Here is an 18869-nt window from a genome sequence, read left to right as displayed (position 1 = left end):
TCCCGGTGTTTCCCAACGTTACCAAATTTTAAATTATTATAGTAAGGTTGCGGCACAGCCGCTTCCTTAACGAATGGAGGAATGAGTTATGATGTTACCGAGCATTTTTGGAGAAAACTTATTTGATGACTGGATGAACGACAGCGGCCTGATGAACGCCAACGCCTTCTTTGGGAAAGGCCATTCCCCGTTGTATGGCAAACACGCTTCCAATATTATGAAGACCGATATCCGGGAAAACAAGGACAGCTATGATGTAATCGTAGACCTGCCCGGCTTCAAGAAGGAAGGTATCCAGGTACAGCTGGATGAAGGTTACCTTACCATCACCGCGGCCAAGTCTCTGGACAAGGACGAAAAGAATGAGGAAGGCAAGTACATCCGTCAGGAACGGTACAGCGGCTCCTGCACCCGCAGCTTCTATGTAGGCAATGCCATCACGGTGGAGGATATCAAAGCCAAATTCGAAGACGGCACCCTGCGGCTGAACATCCCCAAGAAGGATCCGAAAGCTGTGGAAGGCAAGAAGTACATCGCGATTGAAGGATAACGGACCAATAACTTTTTGTTAATCCCCCTTAAATCATTAAATCCGGTTGTGGTATATCCATAACCGGATTTTTTTGTATTGCCCGGTAAAGTCTGATATAATAGTATTCGTTGATTATCAAAAATGTATCTTCAATTACGCGTGATAAACTATGGTATGTCATAAGCTATTGACATTAATCAAGTAGTTTTTGATTATCGAGGATCTTTATGTCAAACCGCAACATCGTCGTAGACCGACTGCGGGCACTGGCCATGCTGGGAGTTATCGGCATTCACATCGGGCCTTTTGTATTTGCTTCTTCCACGCCGCGCCTGGATTTGTTTCTGCTGTTCCAGGTATTCACCCGCTTCGCTGTCCCCGTTTTCTTTTTTATTTCGGGGTTTGGGCTGTTCTGTAATGATGCGCTGCACAAGCCCTTCCATTACCTCAGTTTCATAAAAAAGCACTTGATCACGGTAGGCCTGCCCTATTTCGTCTGGTCGTTCTTTTACATCGCCCTGTGGCAGTGGGAAGACATGTACCGGCCAGACCGTTCCTTTTCAATTTCCGTGCTTATTGTAAAATTTTTACTGGGGGAAGGCTGTTACCATATTTATTTTATGGTGATCCTGCTGTATTTTTATCTTTCCATGCCCTTTTGGCGCTGGATGGTACGATTGATCAGCAATAAATCCGCTTCCGGCATTGCTTTAAGCCTTGGTGTGCTGGCCGCACTGCAGATCACCCTCTATAACTGGAGCGCAACCTACTGGAACTACCCCCTCTGGACCCAGGGCCATGCCATGATCATCCGTCTCCTGAATGAACGTATGAACTACCTGCCTTTGTTTTACGGTTTTATTTTCGTATTGGGCGGTGTGTGCGCTGCCCACCAGAAACAGATCCGTGCCTTCCTGCAAAGCCACTTCACTTCCAGCCTGGGCATTTTTCTGTTAGCCTGCGCCCTGCTGGTTTGGAAGTTCAGGGAATATGTGTTGTCAGGTGTCCCTCTGGAAGATATCCCCGGCAAATACATGACCCAACTCACTCCGGAAGGTTTGCTTTATACCGTGTGCTGGCTGCTGTTCTTCAGCGCTGCGCTGGAAAAGCTGGAGGAAGATACTACGGACAGAAAAACATGCTGTACTGATGCAGCAGGAGCAGCAGAAAGCAGCCCGGAAGCCAAACGCTCTTTACCCTGCATGGCATTAGATGTCCTCTCTGAATATTCCATGATCATCTACCTGATCCATCCCCTGATCCTGTACTACTGGTACCAGTGGTTCGGTATGCTGGGCTTTTCCATGACGCAGGTACCGGTTCTGTTGTTTTATGTACTGGTGTTATTGACTTCATTGCTGGCCGGTGTTTTAATACATAAATTAGCTAAGAACTGCAAACCGGTTGGTTTAGCGCTTTTAGGAAGACAACCGAAATAACAAAAACCCCGCTCCATGACGGAACGGGGTTTTCTTTTTCGATATTACGCTTCTTTTGCTTCTTCCAGGGGCTCTACGCTGATGATGCGTTCGGTACGGCCATGACGACCGAAACGAACCACACCGGCAATCTTGGCATAGATAGTATAATCTCGGCCCATGCCAACATTTTTTCCCACATGGAAACGAGTACCATGCTGGCGCACGATGATGCTGCCGGCGGTTACGACCTTACCGTCGTGTGCTTTGGTACCCAGACGCTGGGAATTGGAGTCACGACCGTTGTGGGAAGAACCGGTACCTTTTTTATGTGCATGTAACTGCAGAATAAGTTTAAACATTCATTTCACCTCCATGTTCGCGAATTCGAACATCTTGCGGACATTGCTCAGCAAGCTGGTACAGCACGATTTCCATACTGCCCAGCAGGGACTGGCTTTTTATGTCAGGCGTACGCTGCAATATTACCTGCAACATACCCTTTTCCGTATCCACCTGATAGTCCACGGGATACTTCAGTTGCTGTTCCAAACCTACAAGAGCCATCTGCGTTGCCGCAGAGACCCAGGCACAGATTACGCTTTCCCCGGCCGGTGCGTCACCGGCGTGACCCTGGGACCGGAATCCTGTAATCTCTCCTTTACGGTTCTTGTATAAATCTACTGTAATCATCGCTGGTAAGCCGGGAATTTTCCCTGCTGTTAAGCCTGAATGCCGCTGATCTTAACGGCAGTAAACGGCTGACGATGACCAGCACGCTTGCGATAGTTGACTTTGGCTCTGTATTTGAAAACCAGAATCTTTTCGCCTTTGCCCTGTTCTTCTACGGTAGCAGTAACCTTAGCGCCGTCAATGAACGGTTTGCCAACGGTTACTTCGCCATCGTTGACGATAGCCAGAACTTCATCAAATACGACTTCAGCACCTTTTTCAGCGTCCAGCTTTTCTACGTTCAAAACGTCGCCTTCTGCTACTTTGTACTGTTTGCCGCCGGTTTTGATAATTGCGTACATGCATTGCACCTCCCTCTTCTTGGACTCGCCAATTACGGTACGCCACGCCTTTCGCAATGCTGCGTGTCTGTTGCGTTGCCAGAAGCGACGCAGCTGAACGTTTCGCTTTGCGCTGTGGCGGTTTACGGAACCTTCTTGTGCGGTTGGGGCCGGACATAATCGTCCAGACTGAGATATGATATCACAAAGCGCGAATTGTGTCAAATTTTTTATAAATATTTATGAAAACAGCACTAGTTCAGTTTTCTTATTAATTTATAGCAAATTGCCGAAACCTCTGCTATAATGTAAGAAAAACAATACGCAACCGGTGCATTGTTGATTTTAACGGAGGCATCAATGAAAAATATTGAAACAAAAATCAAAAAACTTACTGCAGATATTTTAAAAGACTATAGCCAGGGCCGCACCATCGACAAGATGAACACTTTCACCAGCCCGGATATGGATGTGGTCGTTGATATTTTGGACAAACTGCAGAAAATCCTGTTCCCCGGATATTATCGTAACAAAAATTTTCATTTTTATACAGCAGAAAATAATCTTCAGACCCTGATTGAAGATGTGCTGTTTAACCTGACGAAGCAAATCTCCATGTACCTGCGGTATCTTCCGGAGTTCAGTAACGCCGATTACCATACCTCCATGGACAAGGCGCAGGAAATCGCCATGGAATTCCTGTCCCGCATTCCCAAGATACGGGATCTGGTGGAAACGTCCGTGCAGGCTGAATTTGACGGCGACCCGGCGGCGTTCAATAAAGATGAGATTATTTTTTGTTATCCGGGCATGTATGCTATCATGGTGTTCCGGTTGGCACACGAATTTTACGATTTGAAAGTTCCTATGTTGCCCCGCATCATGTCTGAATACGCGCACAGCAAGACAGGCATCGACATCCATCCCGGTGCAACCATCGGCCGCTATTTTTTTATTGACCACGGCACCGGCATCGTAGTGGGCGAAACGACCATCATCGGCGACAATGTTAAAATTTACCAGGGCGTCACCATCGGCGCGCTTTCTACCCGGGGCGGTCAGACCCTTCGCAGTAAAAAGCGCCACCCCACCATCGAGGACAACGTGACCATCTACTCCGGTGCTTCCATCTTAGGCGGCGAAACCGTCATCGGTCACGACTCTGTGATTGGCGGCAACACCTTCATCACCCGTTCCATTCCTCCGGAAACAAACGTCAGTATCAAGAGTCAGGAACTGCATATAACAAAGTAGGGATAAAAAAATTAAGCAGACCGTTTTGGTCTGCTTTTTTTCTGTGGCGGAGAGGGTGGGATTCGAACCCACGGAGGTGATTAGCCTCGCTGGTTTTCAAGACCAGAGCCTTAAACCACTCGACCACCTCTCCGAAAGTACAATATGGATTATAATAAAATTTTAAGTTTCTGTCAACAGGGCCCGGACCAATACCATTTTCAGAACGACCTACTAACACTTCATTCCAAACCTGATCCGCATTATCATGTGCAAAATAATGTTATCCCGCCTGTTAAACCTTCTTTAACAAACAGTTTCCCGCACCTTTTGGGTACACACGCTGTATTTATTCAAATGCCTCCGGTCCCGACCATACAAAGGCTGAGAATTATAACCTCTTTTCTACTTCCATCAATATTTCCTTCTGCAGCTTTTCTCCTTCAGACAGATGACGTTCCAGCAACTGCTCCGCCTCTTTCACAACCGTTTTATCTTGCACGCCCCGCAGGTTGATCCGCACATTATAGGCCGCCACCTGCTGGCAGGCCCGTGCCAGAAAGGCGGATGCCGAGCCGTCTGTTACCATCATCGGATTTCCTTCCGTTACGGTAGTATAGGCCAGTTTCATGATCCGCACGCAGGCGCCTGTCACCTTTAAAGACGCAACAACTGCAGCTTTGCTGGCTTCTTCAATGGCGTTTTCCCGCCGGGCCGCTTCTTCTTCCGTGTTTTTTGGAAGTTTGTAAGCATGCAATACCAGAGTGTACATATCCGCATCTTCCTGGGCCATATCCAGCATCTCTTCCTGCAGGACCTTCGTCGCGGCAATAATCCCCTGCATCTTGTCTTCTACTGCTGCAAATTTTTTCTTGCCCGTCGTCATATGGGCCGACATGCCCGCCAGAGCCGCTGCCATAGCTCCGCAGATGGCAGCGGCACTGCCACCGCCTGGCATAGGCATCGTGGAATTAAGGTCCTGTATAAATGATTCTACCGGCTGATTCGCAAAACGCATTTCCGTTTGGCCCCCTGTATTTTAACTCGATACTGCTTCCGCGTGATTACTTTATGCCTGTGTTTTCTACTTACCAAGAGTTTTATTTATTCTTCCGGCTGCTCCTGTTGCAAAAAGCGCCTGACCTGCACCACAGCGGCATATCCATCCAGGGGTTCGGGCGGTGTGAGCAGCCCCAGCGGAATCAGACTGCGCCAGCCTTTGGGAGGAAATAGTTTCCAATACAGAGCTCTGGCCTCTTCCGTTGAATATTTTTCATCAACTATATGAAGAGGAAATCCAGGCAGTACCTTTTCAATCCACTGCCGGTGTTCTTCGCTGTTTGTTCCGTCCCCTAATACAATTCCCTGCAATTGATTGCGTAAAGCCCAGAAATTCGCTACTCTCAGTTTATCATATAGAAACTCCGGCAAGGCCTCCAAAAAATTCCGGGTTCTGATAATCTGCACGGCAAGAATCTCCCCAGCCCCGCTGACCAATGCCAGACCGGTTTTTTCCCGTCCCGGATCAATGCCCAGATAATAACATGTTATCTGCTCATTTTTACTTGCAATATATGTATTCTTTAACTTATCCATAGGATTGTTAAGGTCATTCAGAAATTTTTTCTAACTTAAGCTTCAATTCCACAGGACCCGCCGTAGTAATGTTACCGTCGGCATAAGCCGTTAGCCGGACTTTTCCTCCCATACGCTGCATTCTGGTAACCGTATCTACCATAGTAACTGCACTCAAATTTCCCACTTTGCCTGTCAATGGATCCGGCATGACTCCTTCTTTTACGGAACGTTCATTCACTTCCTGTAAAAATCCCATAAATGTATGATCCAGACTCTGTTGTTTATCAGTCGTATCAATTACCTTCTGGTGGATTTTAGTCCCGTCTTTAAATATCAGTTTGTTGGGAATAACCTCCAGCCCACACAGAACTGGTTGTCCTACAACTGTATTTGCAAGAGAACGAACCCTTATCAATACGTTGTTGCCTTTTGCTTTCCCTAACAGGTTCAGTAATCTCTCAAATTCATCGCGCTGCGCCCAAATGATTTCCGCCTTAGAGCTCGGATCGAGTCCGATCCGGTTCATTGCCGCTGTATTGGCACCTTCCATCAGCCAGTTCATCTGGTTACGGTTTTCTTCTTCTGAACCAGTATGCAAAACCCCTGCAAACACTACTTCGCCGCTTCGATACATCATCTGTCCGCCGCGCATGAACGCAAGGCCTTTCTGCAGATTATCAGTCTCCTGCTTAAGGTCTTTTATTTCTTCATTCAGCTTATCTTTGGCTTCGGCCAGAGACTGTACTTCATTTTTTGCATTAATCAGCGCGCCCCGGGTAACTTCATACTGACCCCGTACTTCATTCAGACTGTTATTAGCTGCAAGCAGATTCTTTTCTGCCTCGGTTCTGGCTGCATTGGCATCTTTTATTTTTCCGTCCAGCTCAGTAATGGCTGCATTTTTTTCCTTCAAGGAAGTCATGGCCTTGTTGTATTCTTCTTCTGCAGTACTTTTTTCCGTATTAAGCCGGAGCAGTTCATTCTGAAGCTTTTCCATCCCGAATAACGCCGTACGCGCACTTTCCGAAGAAATCGCCAGAATACCGATAGAAAGCAACGAAATCAGCACGCCGGAAAGAACAGTCAGCAACACAGAGGTATCATGAGGGCGCAAACCGAACACACTCAGTTTCTTTTTCCCGATTTTACTTCCCAACTTGTCTGCAATATAGGCGATGAGTCCGCCCATTACTGCTAACAAAAACATCAGCCGTATACCAAACATGGACTATTCCCTTCTTTAATAATTATTTAACAAACTTTCTTTATGCAAACTTCCTTTGCATAAAGAGGGCAGCCAGATTTTTATATCAATAGCAAAGTGAGATTCAATTTCAGGGATCCTGTATCAATAATCCGCCCTCTTCAGCATAAAGATACCGACGATAAAGCATATAATATTAGGCAGCATAGCCGCCAACAGAGGGGGAATGACCCCTCCTTTTCCCAGGCCGGTAGCAAAAGCCATAATTCCGTAATACATAAAGATGACGATTACGCTGATACCCATACCAATCGAAGAACCGCTGCGCTGCCGCTGTGTTCCAAGGGGCGCTCCCAGTAATGCGAACACAAAGCTGGCAAGAGGGATGGCAAAACGCATATATATTTCTGTCCACAAATCAGAGGTAGGCAGTTTCTGTCGTTCCAAGACCTTAATGTAGCCCCGCAGTTCCCCCAATGTCATTTCGTTTATACTCTTCTGTTCCCAGTTGATTTCCCTTGGTGTTATATTCAGCGGGATCACCTGTTTGCTGAAAGTTGCTTTGTCAGTAACATCATCCTGGTCATTTATGGTAAAAATGGTTCCATCCTCCAATACCCAGGAGTCGTCTTTCCAGGTAGCCATTTTTGCAGTCTGCACACGGAACAGCTTCTCTTTCTGAAATTCTTCAATGGTAACATTGCTCATGACCCCCGTACTCTCGTCAAAAGACCGGGCATACGTGATGCGTTGCGTGTTCCCGCTGAGAGTCTTGATAACTACGTGATCCTGCGTTTTCGGTTTCACATTACCGCGTATTTCCACAGCCAGGATCCGTTTGGCTTCATGTTTGGAAGGCGGTACCACTTTTTCCGCCCAGATGACCGAAAAAATACTGACTACAAAGCCGACAACAATGACCGGCGCTACAATCCGGTAATAACTGACACCGCCGGATTTCATGGCCACAATCTCACTGTTGCCGGAGAGTTTGCCGAAAGCCATCAGCGTCGCCAGTAACACCGCCATGGGAAATGTATAATTGACGATTTCCGGGAGACTGTAAAGAAACAGCCGGCCCACTGTCGAAACTGGCGCCCCATACGTCGTGATGTACTGCACAATTTTAAACAGCAAGCTGCTGGCAATGAAGATACTGGAAAACGATGCTACACCAAAGACAAAAGGATACAGCAATTCTTTCAGTACATATTTGTCCAATAACCGTAAATGCATTGCTATCCCCCTACATCTTAAAGTTTTCGCCCAGGTAATATTTTCTTGCCACCGGATCGTTGGCAATGCTTTCGCTGTCGCCATGCAACAGTACCTCGCCGCTTGCCAGGATATAGGCTTTGTCCACGATACTGAGCGTTTCCCGTACATTATGGTCGGTAATCAATATCCCGATCCCCCGCTTTGCCAGATGGGCGATCATGCTCTGAATATCTGCCACTGCGATGGGATCAATTCCCGCAAAGGGTTCGTCCAACAGTATAAAAGCCGGATCTGTAGCCAGGGAACGGGCAATCTCCACACGCCTCCGTTCGCCGCCGGAGAGCGCGGTCCCCACACTGTTCCTTACATGACCAATGTCGAACTCGTCAAGAAGGTCCTCCATTTTCTTTAGTCGCTCTTCATGGGATAAAGAAGTTGTTTCCAGAATTGAAAGAAGGTTCTCTTCTACTGTCATTTTCCGGAAGATAGACGCTTCCTGCGGAAGATAGCCAATACCCAGGCGGGCCCGCTGATACATGGAAAGCTGACTGATATCCTTCCCGTCCAGGGTCACGGTACCGGAGTCTGGCTTTGCAATTCCTACGACCATATAAAAGGTCGTTGTCTTTCCGGCTCCATTGGGACCCAGTAACCCGACGATAGTCCCCTGCTCAACCTGCAGGCTTACGTTGTTCACCACTTTCCGTTGTCCGTAAATCTTTACCAGATTCTTAGTTTCAATAATCAAGCTGTTTTATCCTCCGTGTGGGACGTTGCTTTTTGTTCCCTGTCTTTGCCCTGTACTCCGGCATGGAGCCTTTCGTCGCCGGGCGCATCCTTATCTGCTGCGGGTTTTGGATAGTACACCATGCGCACATTGCCACTGGCACGCGTCCTGCTGTCCGGACCGGACAGGTTGGTAACGCGCAGTTTATCACCAGTGACAGTGTTGCCGTCCTGGGTCAGCCTGGCGTTACCGATCAGTTCGATGTAACCGGTTTCATGACCGTCGTAGACAGCCCTGTCAGCAGATCCTGTCATCTTCTTCCCGCTGTTCATCATATCCACCCCGCCAGTAGCATCAGCCCGCCCGGTTTTGAAATCGTATACAATCTTGCCGGCTGACAACCAACTGCCGTCTGTAGCGGAAATCCTGGCCGCTCCGCCAAGTGTCTCCGCAAATTTTCTGTCACTATGGTAATCAACACGGGGCGCCTGCAATACCTTGTCACCTCTGGTGAGAACTGCATCTCCCACGGCAGAAATGAACTCAGGGGTATATAAAACCAGTTCCCGGCTGCGCAGGTGGTTATCTTCTTTGTCTGCGGTTACACCGCCGTAGAGATGGCCGGTACGGTTTTTACTGTTAAAAGTTGCGCCGCCTTCCGCTACAGCCGTGCCGCCGTCATAACGGATTGTAGTCTTTCCGGCAGCGGTTCCGTCTCCGCTGGCCAGGTCATATTCAATTTCAGTTGCATCCACGCTGTACTTTGCATCTGCCGCCGGAGCAGCCAGAACCATATTATATTGCAACAACACCGTAAGACAGCCCGCCAGTGCAACATGTATCACTTTATTCTTCTTCATAATGACCGCCTCTTTCCATATGCGCTTTATCCTGCAGTTTAAAATGTTCCAGTTTACTGGATGTTGTGATTTTTTCTGCTGTAGCCAGCATATCGTCCTTGATAATCCTGACAGCACCAGTCGCCGTCAGAATATCTTTCTGCTGGTTCCATTCAATTTTATCTGCTTTGATAAAGCCGCCATTTTTCCAACGGGCCGTTACGCCCTGATTCAGTGAAAATTGGTTACTTTTAATCTTAACCTCTGCTGCTGATGATTTTATATGAATCTCATCACCGTTACTGAGATAAACGGTTCCTTCCAAATCTTTTGCCTGGATCACATCATCGTTCATCTGGCGGGCTTCCCCTACTTTCAGTTCCCAGAGACGCTTTCCTTCCGTTTCCCTGTTCAGAGTTGTATTATAAACTGCGGCATTCGTAACGGGCGCTTCCGACTTTTTTGTCTTGTCTGTCGGTTCCGGGACCGTACTGCCCCAGAACAGCCAGGCAAATACGAGGAACAGGACAATGATGCCAGTTGCAGTCATCAGTATTGTGTTTTTATTTTTCACTGCCATCCTGCTCCTTTGCTTTCACTTCTTCATACGGTGTATTCCAACGGTGCTGGAACCACAGCCAGTTGTCCGGATACGTTTTTATGATCCGTTCCACGGATTGTGTCATTTTCAGGGTCAGGTTATAGTCATCGGCTTTCCTGTCGCCGGTATCTTCATAGTAAAATGGTTCTTCTACAATCACCTGATGTCCATGCCCATCCGGTTTTCGCACAATATAAATCGGAATGCAGGGCGCCTTGAACTTACGGGCAAAGTAAGCCGGACCGGTAGGGGTTGAGGCCATTTTCCCGAGAAACGGGACAAAAATGCCATCATAGCCGCCGTCCTGGTCGGCAATCAGCCCTAACATACGGCCTTTTTTCATGGCCCGGGCACAGCCTAAAATTTCACTGCTCCCCCTTGCGAAAATTTCCTGTCCCACACCTCTTCGCAACTCATTCATAAAATCGGAATAGACTCTGTTAGGCTGCGGTTTTTCCACGGCACTGAGAGGAAACCCGTTCAGTGCCAGAGCAGCCCCCAGCCATTCCCAGTTATCTATATGACAGGCCAGCATAACAACACCTTTTTTCTTCTGCAGGGCCTCCCACAAAACTTCCGGATGGTCAAACGTAACCAGTCCCCGGATATTATCTTTGTTCAATGCAGGCATATACAACATTTCCATGACGGAAATACCCAGGTTTATAAATAAGCGTTTTATTGTCGCTTTGGCTTCCAGCCTGCTGTATCCCAACCGTTCCCGAATCGTCTCCTCTGCGCGGATACGCTGTTTTTTTGCAATATGCCAATACAGGTGACCCAGACCAGTGCCAACCTTCACCAGCAGCTTGTAAGGCGTATGAGAAGCCAGCCAGCTCAGGGTCTTCAGAACTGCATATAACATTATTGTCGTTCCCCTTTTCCTTCTTCTATAAATTCTTTCACAATGGCATCCCAGATGCCCCTGGATTTCAGGATCAGCTCCAGCAGATCCCGCACAGCGCCCTGTCCTCCCTTATGGGGTGAAATGAATTCCACTCTCTGCCTCACATCATCTGCTGCATCTGCCGGTGCAGCCGACAGTCCCGCTGCCAAAAGGGCCGGGAGATCATTAAGATCGTCGCCCATGAAGGCAATCTCTTCCAGAGATAAATTATATTTTTCTGCCAGCAACAGCAACGCCTGCTTCTTCGCGGAAATCCCGCTCATGGCATCTTCCGCTATGCCCAGCTCTTCCGTGCGCCGTTCAATAATAGGCCCCTTTCGGCCGGTAATAACGGAAATGCGCAACCCGTGCCGTCTGGCAGCAGTAATCCCCAGACCATCTTTGGCGTTAAACCGTTTAAACAGCTCGCCTTCTCCACTGATATTGATACTTCCGTCCGTGAGAGTACCGTCCATATCCAGAGCAACGAGTTTTATCTTTTCCGCTTTTTGCCGCAATGCTTTCTGTGAAAGATTTTGTGATGCCATTTACAAACTCCGAAAAAAAATATGTTATAAAACTTTTTGGACGTCGACTAAACTACACCCTGCCGTACCAAATCTGTCATGTGCAGCAGTCCGATTACGTGCCGCTCTTCATCAATGACCGGAAGGACGGTAATGGGCTTTGGTTTGTGGCTTTCCATGATATGCAAAGCCTGTGCAGCTAATTTTTCCTGCGTAATATACTTCGGTTCCTTCGTCATCAGTTCCGTGACCGGCCGCTTAAGAAAATCCATCCCCTGGGAAAGACCACGGCGGATATCGCCGTCCGTCAGAAGACCGATCATGAACCCGTTTTCATCTACAACAGAAACAGCACCCAACCCTTTATCGGTAATGATAAACAAAGCCTCCGTTACAGTAGCGCTTCCTTTTACTACCGGGTTTTCACTGCCGCTGTGCATAATGTCCCCTACTGTCAGCAACAGTTTCCGACCCAGACTGCCACCGGGATGAAATACAGCAAACTGCTTAGAAGTAAAATGATGTTTCCCCATGAGAGCCATAGCCAGCGCATCGCCAAAGGCCAGTGCCGCTGTAGTACTGGAGGTTGGAGCCAGCCCTAGAGGACAGGCCTCCTTCTTTACGCCTACATTCAATACCACATCAGCGTTTTTTGCCAGGGTAGAATCAGAATTCCCTACCATGGCAATCAGTTTGGCCCCGATTCGTCGCAGGGATGGTAAAATATTCAACACTTCCCCGGTCTCCCCACTGTTAGACATGGCAATTACCACATCGTCTGAAGTCACCATTCCAAGATCTCCGTGGATCCCTTCCGCAGGATGCAGATAGAAAGACGGAGTACCCGTACTGGCCAGCGTGGCGGAAATTTTATGGGCAATGATGCCAGACTTACCCATACCTGTCATGGCTACACGTCCCTGACAGGCCAGAATCATTTCCACCGCTGCGTCAAAATGATTGTCTATACGGGGAATTAGGTCCAAAATGGCTTCTGCTTCCATCTGCAAAACCTTTTGGGCATCGGTCTCCATTTCGTTCATGGTCTATCGTATCCTTTCATCTGGTTTAGAGAATCGCTGCTTAATTCATTTGCATGTTTTCCGGGAATACTGACACATTTTCCCCGGCACTATCTGTACGTTTTACGCTTTGCGTGCAATCCTGTCAATGGCCAGCACATCGGTCAATAATGCTTCCAATTGATCCAGCCGCACCATGTTTGGTCCGTCGCTCAGCGCTTTGGACGGGTCATCATGGACTTCCAGGAATAAAGCGTCCACACCTACTGCCGCTGCTGCCCGCGCCATATGGGGCACGTACTGGCTCTGTCCTCCGCTGCTGGTACCTTTGCCGCCGGGAATCTGTACACTGTGGGTTGCGTCCATCACCACCGGATAACCCAGTTCCCGCATGATAGCCAGCCCCCGCATATCGGTGACCAGCGTATTGTAACCGAAACTGGAGCCGCGCTCTGTCAGAAGAATGTTTTGATTTCCGGACGCTTCCAGTTTGGAAATGACATTTTTCATATCCCAGGGCGCCAGGAACTGCCCTTTTTTTACATTAACACATTTACCGGTTTTTCCGGCTGCGTACACAAGGTCTGTCTGTCGGCAGAGGAACGCAGGAATCTGAAGTACATCCAGCACGTCCGCCGCTTTTTCCACCTGACATGTTTCATGGATGTCGCTGACTACGGGAACACCCAGTTCCTTTTTAATCGCTGCCAGTTGCTTTAACCCTTCCTCCAGTCCGGGTCCCCGGAAGGAATCATAGGAAGAGCGGTTGGCTTTATCATAGGATGCCTTGAATACGTAAGGCATACCCAGCTTTTCACAGATCCGTTTTACTTCCTGTCCGATGGCCAGACTGTGCTCATAGCCTTCCAGCACGCAGGGACCTGCCAGGAGCAGCAGGGGCTGCCCCGGTCCCACTTTATAGGGTCCAACATTAACAATATGCATCAGTTGCCTCCAATTATCAATATTATTTCCGCAAGAAAACACCGTAAGGACTTCTTTATTTCCCGGCCAGCAATTTGTTCACTGCATCCAGATCTTCCTGGGTATCTACCCCGATACCCCGGAAATCGCTTTCCAGTACTTTGATCTTGTAGCCATTTTCCAAAACCCGCAGCTGTTCCAGGCTTTCCACCTGTTCTAACGGGGTTGGATCCATGGCTGCGTACTGCATGAGGAATGTACGAGTATATGCATAAATGCCTACATGTTTGTACACCCTGAACAAATCCGATTTATTGCGGGGATACGGAATCAGGCTGCGGGTAAAGTACAGGGCAAACCCGTTTTTGTCCGCAACCACCTTCACCGCAGAAGGATCGCCAAATTCTGTTTCTTCCATCCGTGTTTTCATGGTAGCCATCTTCAAATCCGGTTCTTCGACAAAGGCTTCCGCCAGACGATCGATGATTTCCGGCGGTATCATGGGCTCGTCACCCTGTACATTGACGATAACATCTGCATCAGGGTATTTTTCCGCCACTTCCGCCAGGCGGCTGGTTCCGTTGGGATGGTTCTCCCGTGTCATACAGGCGTTGCCGCCGAAAGCAAGCACCGTATCATAGACTCGTTTGTCGTCTGTTGCCACAATCACTTCTGCCGGCATCGCCGCCTTTTTCGCCTGCTCGTACACACGCTGGATCATGGGCTTCCCTGCAATCAGCTTCAGTGGCTTTCCCGGCAGCCTGGTGGATGCATACCGGGCCGGAATCACACAAATCACTCTCATGAAAGCATCTCCTTTACTGGTACTGAACTTTTAGAATCCTGTGTTTTATCTTTCATTTTCTGCAGCACGGCCTTCACCGTATCTTCCAGCTTTTTGTCAAATGTCTCTTCATTCCGGGTAATCATAATATCCATGTTCATTACATACAAGGGAATATCCCGGTTGAAGTAAATAAATTCCGTAGGAATCTTAACCGCGTCCTTCCCGGTGGTAATCAGGGCATCTGCTTTCAGCTCACTGGCACGCTCAGCGATATACTGCATTTCCAGCATGCCGTAATCATGATGGTCAGGATATCGGACCGCTTCCACAATATCCAGACCGCAGCCTGAAACATTCTGCTCAAAGGATGAAGGGTTTCCAATGGCTGAGAACACCATGACCTTCTTACCTTTTAATTCTTTCAGGGGCAGTGGGTTCTGCTGAATGCCCTTGTACCAGTCCGCAATCTCTACAAACTCTTTTGGGTGATGGATACTTTCCACAATGGGAGCTTTCGTATTGTACTGCCGGATATTTTCGGTCAGGATGCTTCTGGTCAGCTGGGAACTCTGATCGGACTTGGTAAACAGAAACATATCTGCCCGGTTCAAATGGCTCAGCGGTTCACGCAAAATACCACGGGGCAGAAGGTTACCGTTACCAAACAGGTTCAGTGTGTCCACCAGCACGATATCCAGATCCCGTTTTAACTGCCAGTGCTGGTACCCGTCATCCATAATGATGACTTCGGCGTGGAGTTTATCCACCGCATAACTGCCGGTCACGTCACGGTTCTTGCCGATGACTACCGGGATCCCGGGCATCATCTTGGCCATCAGGTAGGCCTCGTCGCCGGCCTCGTAACTGGTCATGAAAATTTTCTTTCCGTCGGATACCACGCCCAGAGGCTTATCCCAATGAGAACGGTAACCGCGGTTTAGGATCACCACGCGGTAACCCATGTCTTTAACCATCATGGCAACCCGCTGGGCTGTAGGCGTTTTACCGGTACCGCCTACGGTAATGTTGCCGATAGAGATAACGCAGCAGTCCAGCTTCCGTCTTGACAGGATACCTGCTTCATAAAGCCACAGGTTCACCCGGGCGCCAAAACCGTAAATATAGGACAGGCACCGCAGAAGACCCAGCAGGATAAACGCATACCAGGGACGTTCCGGGGCATGGGCTATATGGAAGATGTACTGGATGATAGCCGCTCCATGTTTCAGACCCCCGCCGCCCGCGTCGTTAAAGTTACGGGTATTGACAGGATATTCTTTCGTATAAGCACGGGGAACCGCGGCTTTCTCCAACAGATCTGTCAGATAATGCATAGTATTCAGGGCCGCGCCCCGGTTTTCCCGGATGACCTGCATGGAGGCATCCCCCATCTTTTTGCGCAGGGAATCGTCTCCCGAAATTGTCAGCAATTCTTTAATCAGGTCACGGGCATCCTGTACCGTATGTAAGGCACCCGCTTTGGTCAACAAAGAGTAGGAATCCTTAAAATTTTCCATACTCGGGCCCACCAGGATAGGTTTGGCATGGGCTGCCGGTTCCAGCACATTATGACCGCCATAACTCCTGTTCATCAGACTGCCGCCCACAAATACAATATCGCCTACTGCGTAAATACGGCCCAGTTCACCTATTGTATCGATGAGGACCACCGGATATTCAGGGCGGGGACCGCTGTAGTTCTTCAATTTGGAACGCAATCCGGCCTCATAACCAAACTTGCTGCTCAGACGTCTGATTTCGTCTACCCGGTCAGTCTTACGGGGAGCTATGATAAGCCTTGCTTTTGGATATTGTTTTCGAAGTTCAGTAAAAGCAGTCAGCAAGGTGTCTTCTTCCGGTGCATGGGTGGAACCTGCCACGATAACCGGAAATGCGTCATCTCCCAACCCCAGTTCAATTTTATAGGTTTCCAGATCCTCCGGCGTTACTTCAGCATAGGTCTGATCGAATTTTGTGTTACCGGTGACAAAGATCTTTTTGGGATCCGCGCCCAGATGGGTAATGTAATTGGCGTCAATGCTGGACTGCATGCAGAAACGGCTTACAGTACGCAGCATGTCACGCCAGATGCTGAACAGATATTGATACGTCTTTACAGACCTTTCGGAAATCCGGCCATTGACCATCATCACAGGAATGTTCCGCTCCCGGATTGCCCGCAGGAAGTTGGGCCACAGTTCCGTTTCTACCGGAAGGAAAATGCCTGGATGCACACGGCGTACAATGGATTCCGCTACCCAGGGCAGATCAAGCGGGAAAAAAATATAGGCATCTGCTTCCGGAATGATCTGCTTCGCCATATTGTAACCGGCCACGGTAAAAGCAGATACCAGAACTTTCCGCTCCGGCATGATTCTTTTGAGTTCCTTTACCATCGGGCTGGTCGCAACAATTTCGCCTACTGATGCGCCATGAATCCAGACGCAGTTAGTATTGACCACGTTCGCAATCTCTTCCCGGCGAATCAGTCCCATACTCTGCCGAAACCGGCTGCTAAACCCTTTTTCCGTAATCAGACGGTAAATATAAAACGGCAGTATCAGGATGAAAAAAATCAGCAGGCCTAAAATATTATAAAGAATATACATCATAGGTTATGATCAGCTCTCTTCCTTGTTGTTCCGATACTGTATCTGGTACAGGTGCGCATATAAACCGTTCTTTTGCATCAGTTCGTCATGCGTGCCGTCCTCTGCCAGCTTCCCTTTATCCAGTACCAGGATCCGGTCAGCATTTTTTATTGTAGAAAGACGGTGGGCAATAATGATGGAAGTACGCCCTACCATCAAACGGTTGAGGGCTTCCTGAACGATCCGTTCACTCTCTGTATCCAGAGCAGACGTAGCCTCATCCAGGATCAATATACGCGGATCTTTTAAAATCGCTCTGGCAATCGCGATCCGTTGCCGCTGACCGCCGGAAATATTCACGCCCCGGTCGCCCAGCATGGTATTGTAACCCTCCGGCAATTCCATGATAAAGTCATGGGCATTAGCCGCTTTTGCCGCCGCTTCAACCTCTTCTTTTGTGGCGTCAAGCCGCCCGTATAATATATTATCGTACACAGATCCGTTGAAAAGAATGGTCTCCTGAGGCACGATTCCCACCTGTTGCCGAAGGGAGTCCAGCGTCACATGTTTGATATCCGTTCCATCAATCCGAATCGTTCCAGAATCACAGTCATAAAAGCGTGGCAATAAACTGGCAACCGTTGACTTGCCGGCGCCGGAGGGACCTACCAGGCCAATCGCCTGCCCGGGTTTGGCCACAAAAGATAGATTATGGAGGATTTCATCCCCTTTATTATATGAGAATGTTACATTTTCAAAGCTGACGCTCCCATTCACGGCAGGAAGCACTTGAGCATCCGGGAGATTCCGTACTTCTTCCGGAAGATCAAGCACATCAAAGACACGCTGTGCCGCAGCCAGCGCCCGCTGGATATTGCCGCTCACCCGGGTAATCCGTTTAATCGGATTGGAAATATTAACAGCATACGCAAGAAATGCAACCAGGGAGCCGGCCGTTGTTTCTCCTTCAATTACGTTATTACCGCCATACCACAAGATCAAAGTCACGCCAAGAGCCGCCACAAACTCGATTGTCGGTGTAAGGGTGGCCATGTATTTCGAATTTTTCAGATTAGCCCTCAGGTTCGCTTCATTTTCCTTTTCAAAGCGGTCGATTTCATATTGTTCCCTGACAAAAGACTTAACTACCCGGGCCGAAGAAACGGATTCCTGCAAAACCGATGTAATATCTGCCGTTGCTTCCTGGATCTGTCCGCCGGAACGGCGTATCTTTTTCCCGAAAAAGTTCATAAAATACAGGACTACCGGAAATGTCAGAACCGTAAACAGCGTCAGTTTCCAGTCCAGATAAACCATGGCACAGACAGAGCCGATCAGAATGATACTTTCCGTAACCAGTTCAATGGTATTATCAACCATGGCGCCCTGCAGGGCATTCACGTCATTAGTCACATAACTCATGATGGTACCAGTCTTGTTTTTATCATAAAAAGACATGGACAGGCGCTGCAATTTGCGGAACACTTCACCGCGGATATCAATAATTACGTGCTGTCCCACCCAGCTCATGAGATAATTCTGCCCGTACAGAAAGATTCCTCGCAGTAAAAAAATCACCACGATACTGGCAGATATCACGTTCAGCATATAATAATCTTTTGCGTTAAGCACCTTATCGATCATATCCCGGAAAATCCAGGGCAGATACAGATTCCCGCCTGCTGCCAGCATCGTGCAGACAAGGGCAGCTGCCAATACGTGAAGATATGGTTTGATATAACTTAAAACGCGCTTATATAAGTCCATCT

20 protein-coding genes and 1 tRNA gene are annotated in these 18869 nt (G+C 48.4%); 3 read left to right on the top strand and 18 right to left on the bottom strand.

Annotation, left to right across the window (positions count from 1 at the left end):
• Positions 1–88: 88 nt before the first annotated feature.
• Together ACZOWY_RS07195 and ACZOWY_RS07190 are read left to right on the top strand one after the other, a co-directional pair.
• A complete protein-coding gene (locus ACZOWY_RS07195; RefSeq protein WP_484394591.1) occupies positions 89–550 on the top strand; it encodes an Hsp20/alpha crystallin family protein in 462 nt (153 codons plus the stop codon).
• Positions 551–759: 209 nt separating this feature from the next.
• The gene (locus ACZOWY_RS07190) at positions 760–1971 is read left to right on the top strand and encodes an acyltransferase (RefSeq protein ID WP_484394587.1); all 1212 of its coding nucleotides are present in this window, start codon (positions 760–762) and stop codon (positions 1969–1971) included.
• A gap of 44 nt (positions 1972–2015) precedes the next feature.
• Here ACZOWY_RS07190 and rpmA read toward each other — a convergent pair whose 3' ends face one another.
• Genes rpmA through rplU form a run of 3 tightly spaced genes read right to left on the bottom strand, consistent with a single transcriptional unit; the run spans position 2016 to position 2984 of the window.
• On the bottom strand, positions 2016–2312 hold the full coding sequence (gene rpmA, locus ACZOWY_RS07185) for a 50S ribosomal protein L27 (RefSeq protein ID WP_484394584.1): 297 nt from the start codon (positions 2310–2312) through the stop codon (positions 2016–2018).
• The gene (locus ACZOWY_RS07180; protein ID WP_484394578.1) at positions 2305–2643 is read right to left on the bottom strand and encodes a ribosomal-processing cysteine protease Prp; all 339 of its coding nucleotides are present in this window, start codon (positions 2641–2643) and stop codon (positions 2305–2307) included. The genes rpmA and ACZOWY_RS07180 overlap by 8 nt, the downstream gene beginning before the upstream one ends.
• A gap of 29 nt (positions 2644–2672) precedes the next feature.
• Positions 2673–2984: a 50S ribosomal protein L21 gene (rplU, locus tag ACZOWY_RS07175; RefSeq protein WP_093729086.1), complete on the bottom strand. Its 312-nt coding sequence runs from the start codon at positions 2982–2984 to the stop codon at positions 2673–2675.
• Positions 2985–3323: 339 nt separating this feature from the next.
• Between rplU and epsC the strand changes: the two genes are divergently transcribed.
• Entirely contained in the window at positions 3324–4217 is an 894-nt protein-coding gene (epsC, locus tag ACZOWY_RS07170; RefSeq protein ID WP_484394573.1) for a serine O-acetyltransferase EpsC, read from the top strand.
• 44 nt (positions 4218–4261) lie between these two features.
• Here the strand turns inward: epsC and ACZOWY_RS07165 are convergent.
• The 15 genes from ACZOWY_RS07165 to msbA all read right to left on the bottom strand — a co-directional run bounded on the left by ACZOWY_RS07165 (position 4262) and on the right by msbA (position 18867).
• Positions 4262–4350: transfer RNA gene (locus ACZOWY_RS07165), tRNA-Ser, on the bottom strand.
• Positions 4351–4587: 237 nt separating this feature from the next.
• Complete coding sequence (locus ACZOWY_RS07160; RefSeq protein ID WP_484394569.1) at positions 4588–5214, bottom strand: cyclodeaminase/cyclohydrolase family protein; 627 nt, start codon at positions 5212–5214, stop codon at positions 4588–4590.
• Between the two features lie 86 nt (positions 5215–5300).
• A complete protein-coding gene (locus tag ACZOWY_RS07155) occupies positions 5301–5792 on the bottom strand; it encodes a RuvC family protein (protein WP_484394565.1) in 492 nt (163 codons plus the stop codon).
• Between the two features lie 13 nt (positions 5793–5805).
• Entirely contained in the window at positions 5806–6999 is a 1194-nt protein-coding gene (locus tag ACZOWY_RS07150) for a DUF3084 domain-containing protein (RefSeq protein ID WP_484394560.1), read from the bottom strand.
• Between the two features lie 123 nt (positions 7000–7122).
• Positions 7123–8214 carry an LPS export ABC transporter permease LptG gene (gene lptG, locus ACZOWY_RS07145; RefSeq protein WP_484394556.1) on the bottom strand — a complete coding sequence of 364 codons (1092 nt, stop codon included), beginning with the start codon at positions 8212–8214 and terminating at the stop codon, positions 7123–7125.
• Between the two features lie 10 nt (positions 8215–8224).
• Positions 8225–8944 carry an LPS export ABC transporter ATP-binding protein gene (lptB, locus tag ACZOWY_RS07140; protein WP_484394552.1) on the bottom strand — a complete coding sequence of 240 codons (720 nt, stop codon included), beginning with the start codon at positions 8942–8944 and terminating at the stop codon, positions 8225–8227.
• Complete coding sequence (locus tag ACZOWY_RS07135; protein WP_484394546.1) at positions 8941–9783, bottom strand: LptA/OstA family protein; 843 nt, start codon at positions 9781–9783, stop codon at positions 8941–8943. The genes lptB and ACZOWY_RS07135 overlap by 4 nt, the downstream gene beginning before the upstream one ends.
• Positions 9770–10312: an LPS export ABC transporter periplasmic protein LptC gene (gene lptC, locus ACZOWY_RS07130; RefSeq protein ID WP_484394541.1), complete on the bottom strand. Its 543-nt coding sequence runs from the start codon at positions 10310–10312 to the stop codon at positions 9770–9772. Before lptC ends, ACZOWY_RS07135 begins: the two co-directional genes overlap by 14 nt.
• Before the next feature lie 13 nt (positions 10313–10325).
• Entirely contained in the window at positions 10326–11228 is a 903-nt protein-coding gene (locus ACZOWY_RS07125; protein WP_484394537.1) for a lysophospholipid acyltransferase family protein, read from the bottom strand.
• On the bottom strand, positions 11228–11797 hold the full coding sequence (locus ACZOWY_RS07120) for a KdsC family phosphatase (RefSeq protein WP_484394532.1): 570 nt from the start codon (positions 11795–11797) through the stop codon (positions 11228–11230). Before ACZOWY_RS07120 ends, ACZOWY_RS07125 begins: the two co-directional genes overlap by 1 nt.
• Before the next feature lie 47 nt (positions 11798–11844).
• On the bottom strand, positions 11845–12819 hold the full coding sequence (locus ACZOWY_RS07115; RefSeq protein ID WP_484394528.1) for a KpsF/GutQ family sugar-phosphate isomerase: 975 nt from the start codon (positions 12817–12819) through the stop codon (positions 11845–11847).
• Positions 12820–12921: 102 nt separating this feature from the next.
• On the bottom strand, positions 12922–13743 hold the full coding sequence (gene kdsA / locus ACZOWY_RS07110; RefSeq protein WP_484394523.1) for a 3-deoxy-8-phosphooctulonate synthase: 822 nt from the start codon (positions 13741–13743) through the stop codon (positions 12922–12924).
• A gap of 55 nt (positions 13744–13798) precedes the next feature.
• Positions 13799–14527 (bottom strand): 3-deoxy-manno-octulosonate cytidylyltransferase, encoded by a 729-nt coding sequence (kdsB, locus tag ACZOWY_RS07105; RefSeq protein WP_484394518.1) that lies wholly within the window; start codon positions 14525–14527, stop codon positions 13799–13801.
• The gene (gene lpxK, locus ACZOWY_RS07100) at positions 14524–17121 is read right to left on the bottom strand and encodes a tetraacyldisaccharide 4'-kinase (protein ID WP_484394513.1); all 2598 of its coding nucleotides are present in this window, start codon (positions 17119–17121) and stop codon (positions 14524–14526) included. The genes kdsB and lpxK overlap by 4 nt, the downstream gene beginning before the upstream one ends.
• A 9-nt stretch (positions 17122–17130) precedes the next feature.
• On the bottom strand, positions 17131–18867 hold the full coding sequence (gene msbA / locus ACZOWY_RS07095; protein WP_484394510.1) for a lipid A export permease/ATP-binding protein MsbA: 1737 nt from the start codon (positions 18865–18867) through the stop codon (positions 17131–17133).
• Between the last annotated feature and the right edge of the window lie 2 nt (positions 18868–18869).

The sequence above is a fragment of the Succiniclasticum sp. genome, from assembly GCF_056977735.1.
This window is presented reverse-complemented; position numbering and strand designations above follow the sequence as displayed.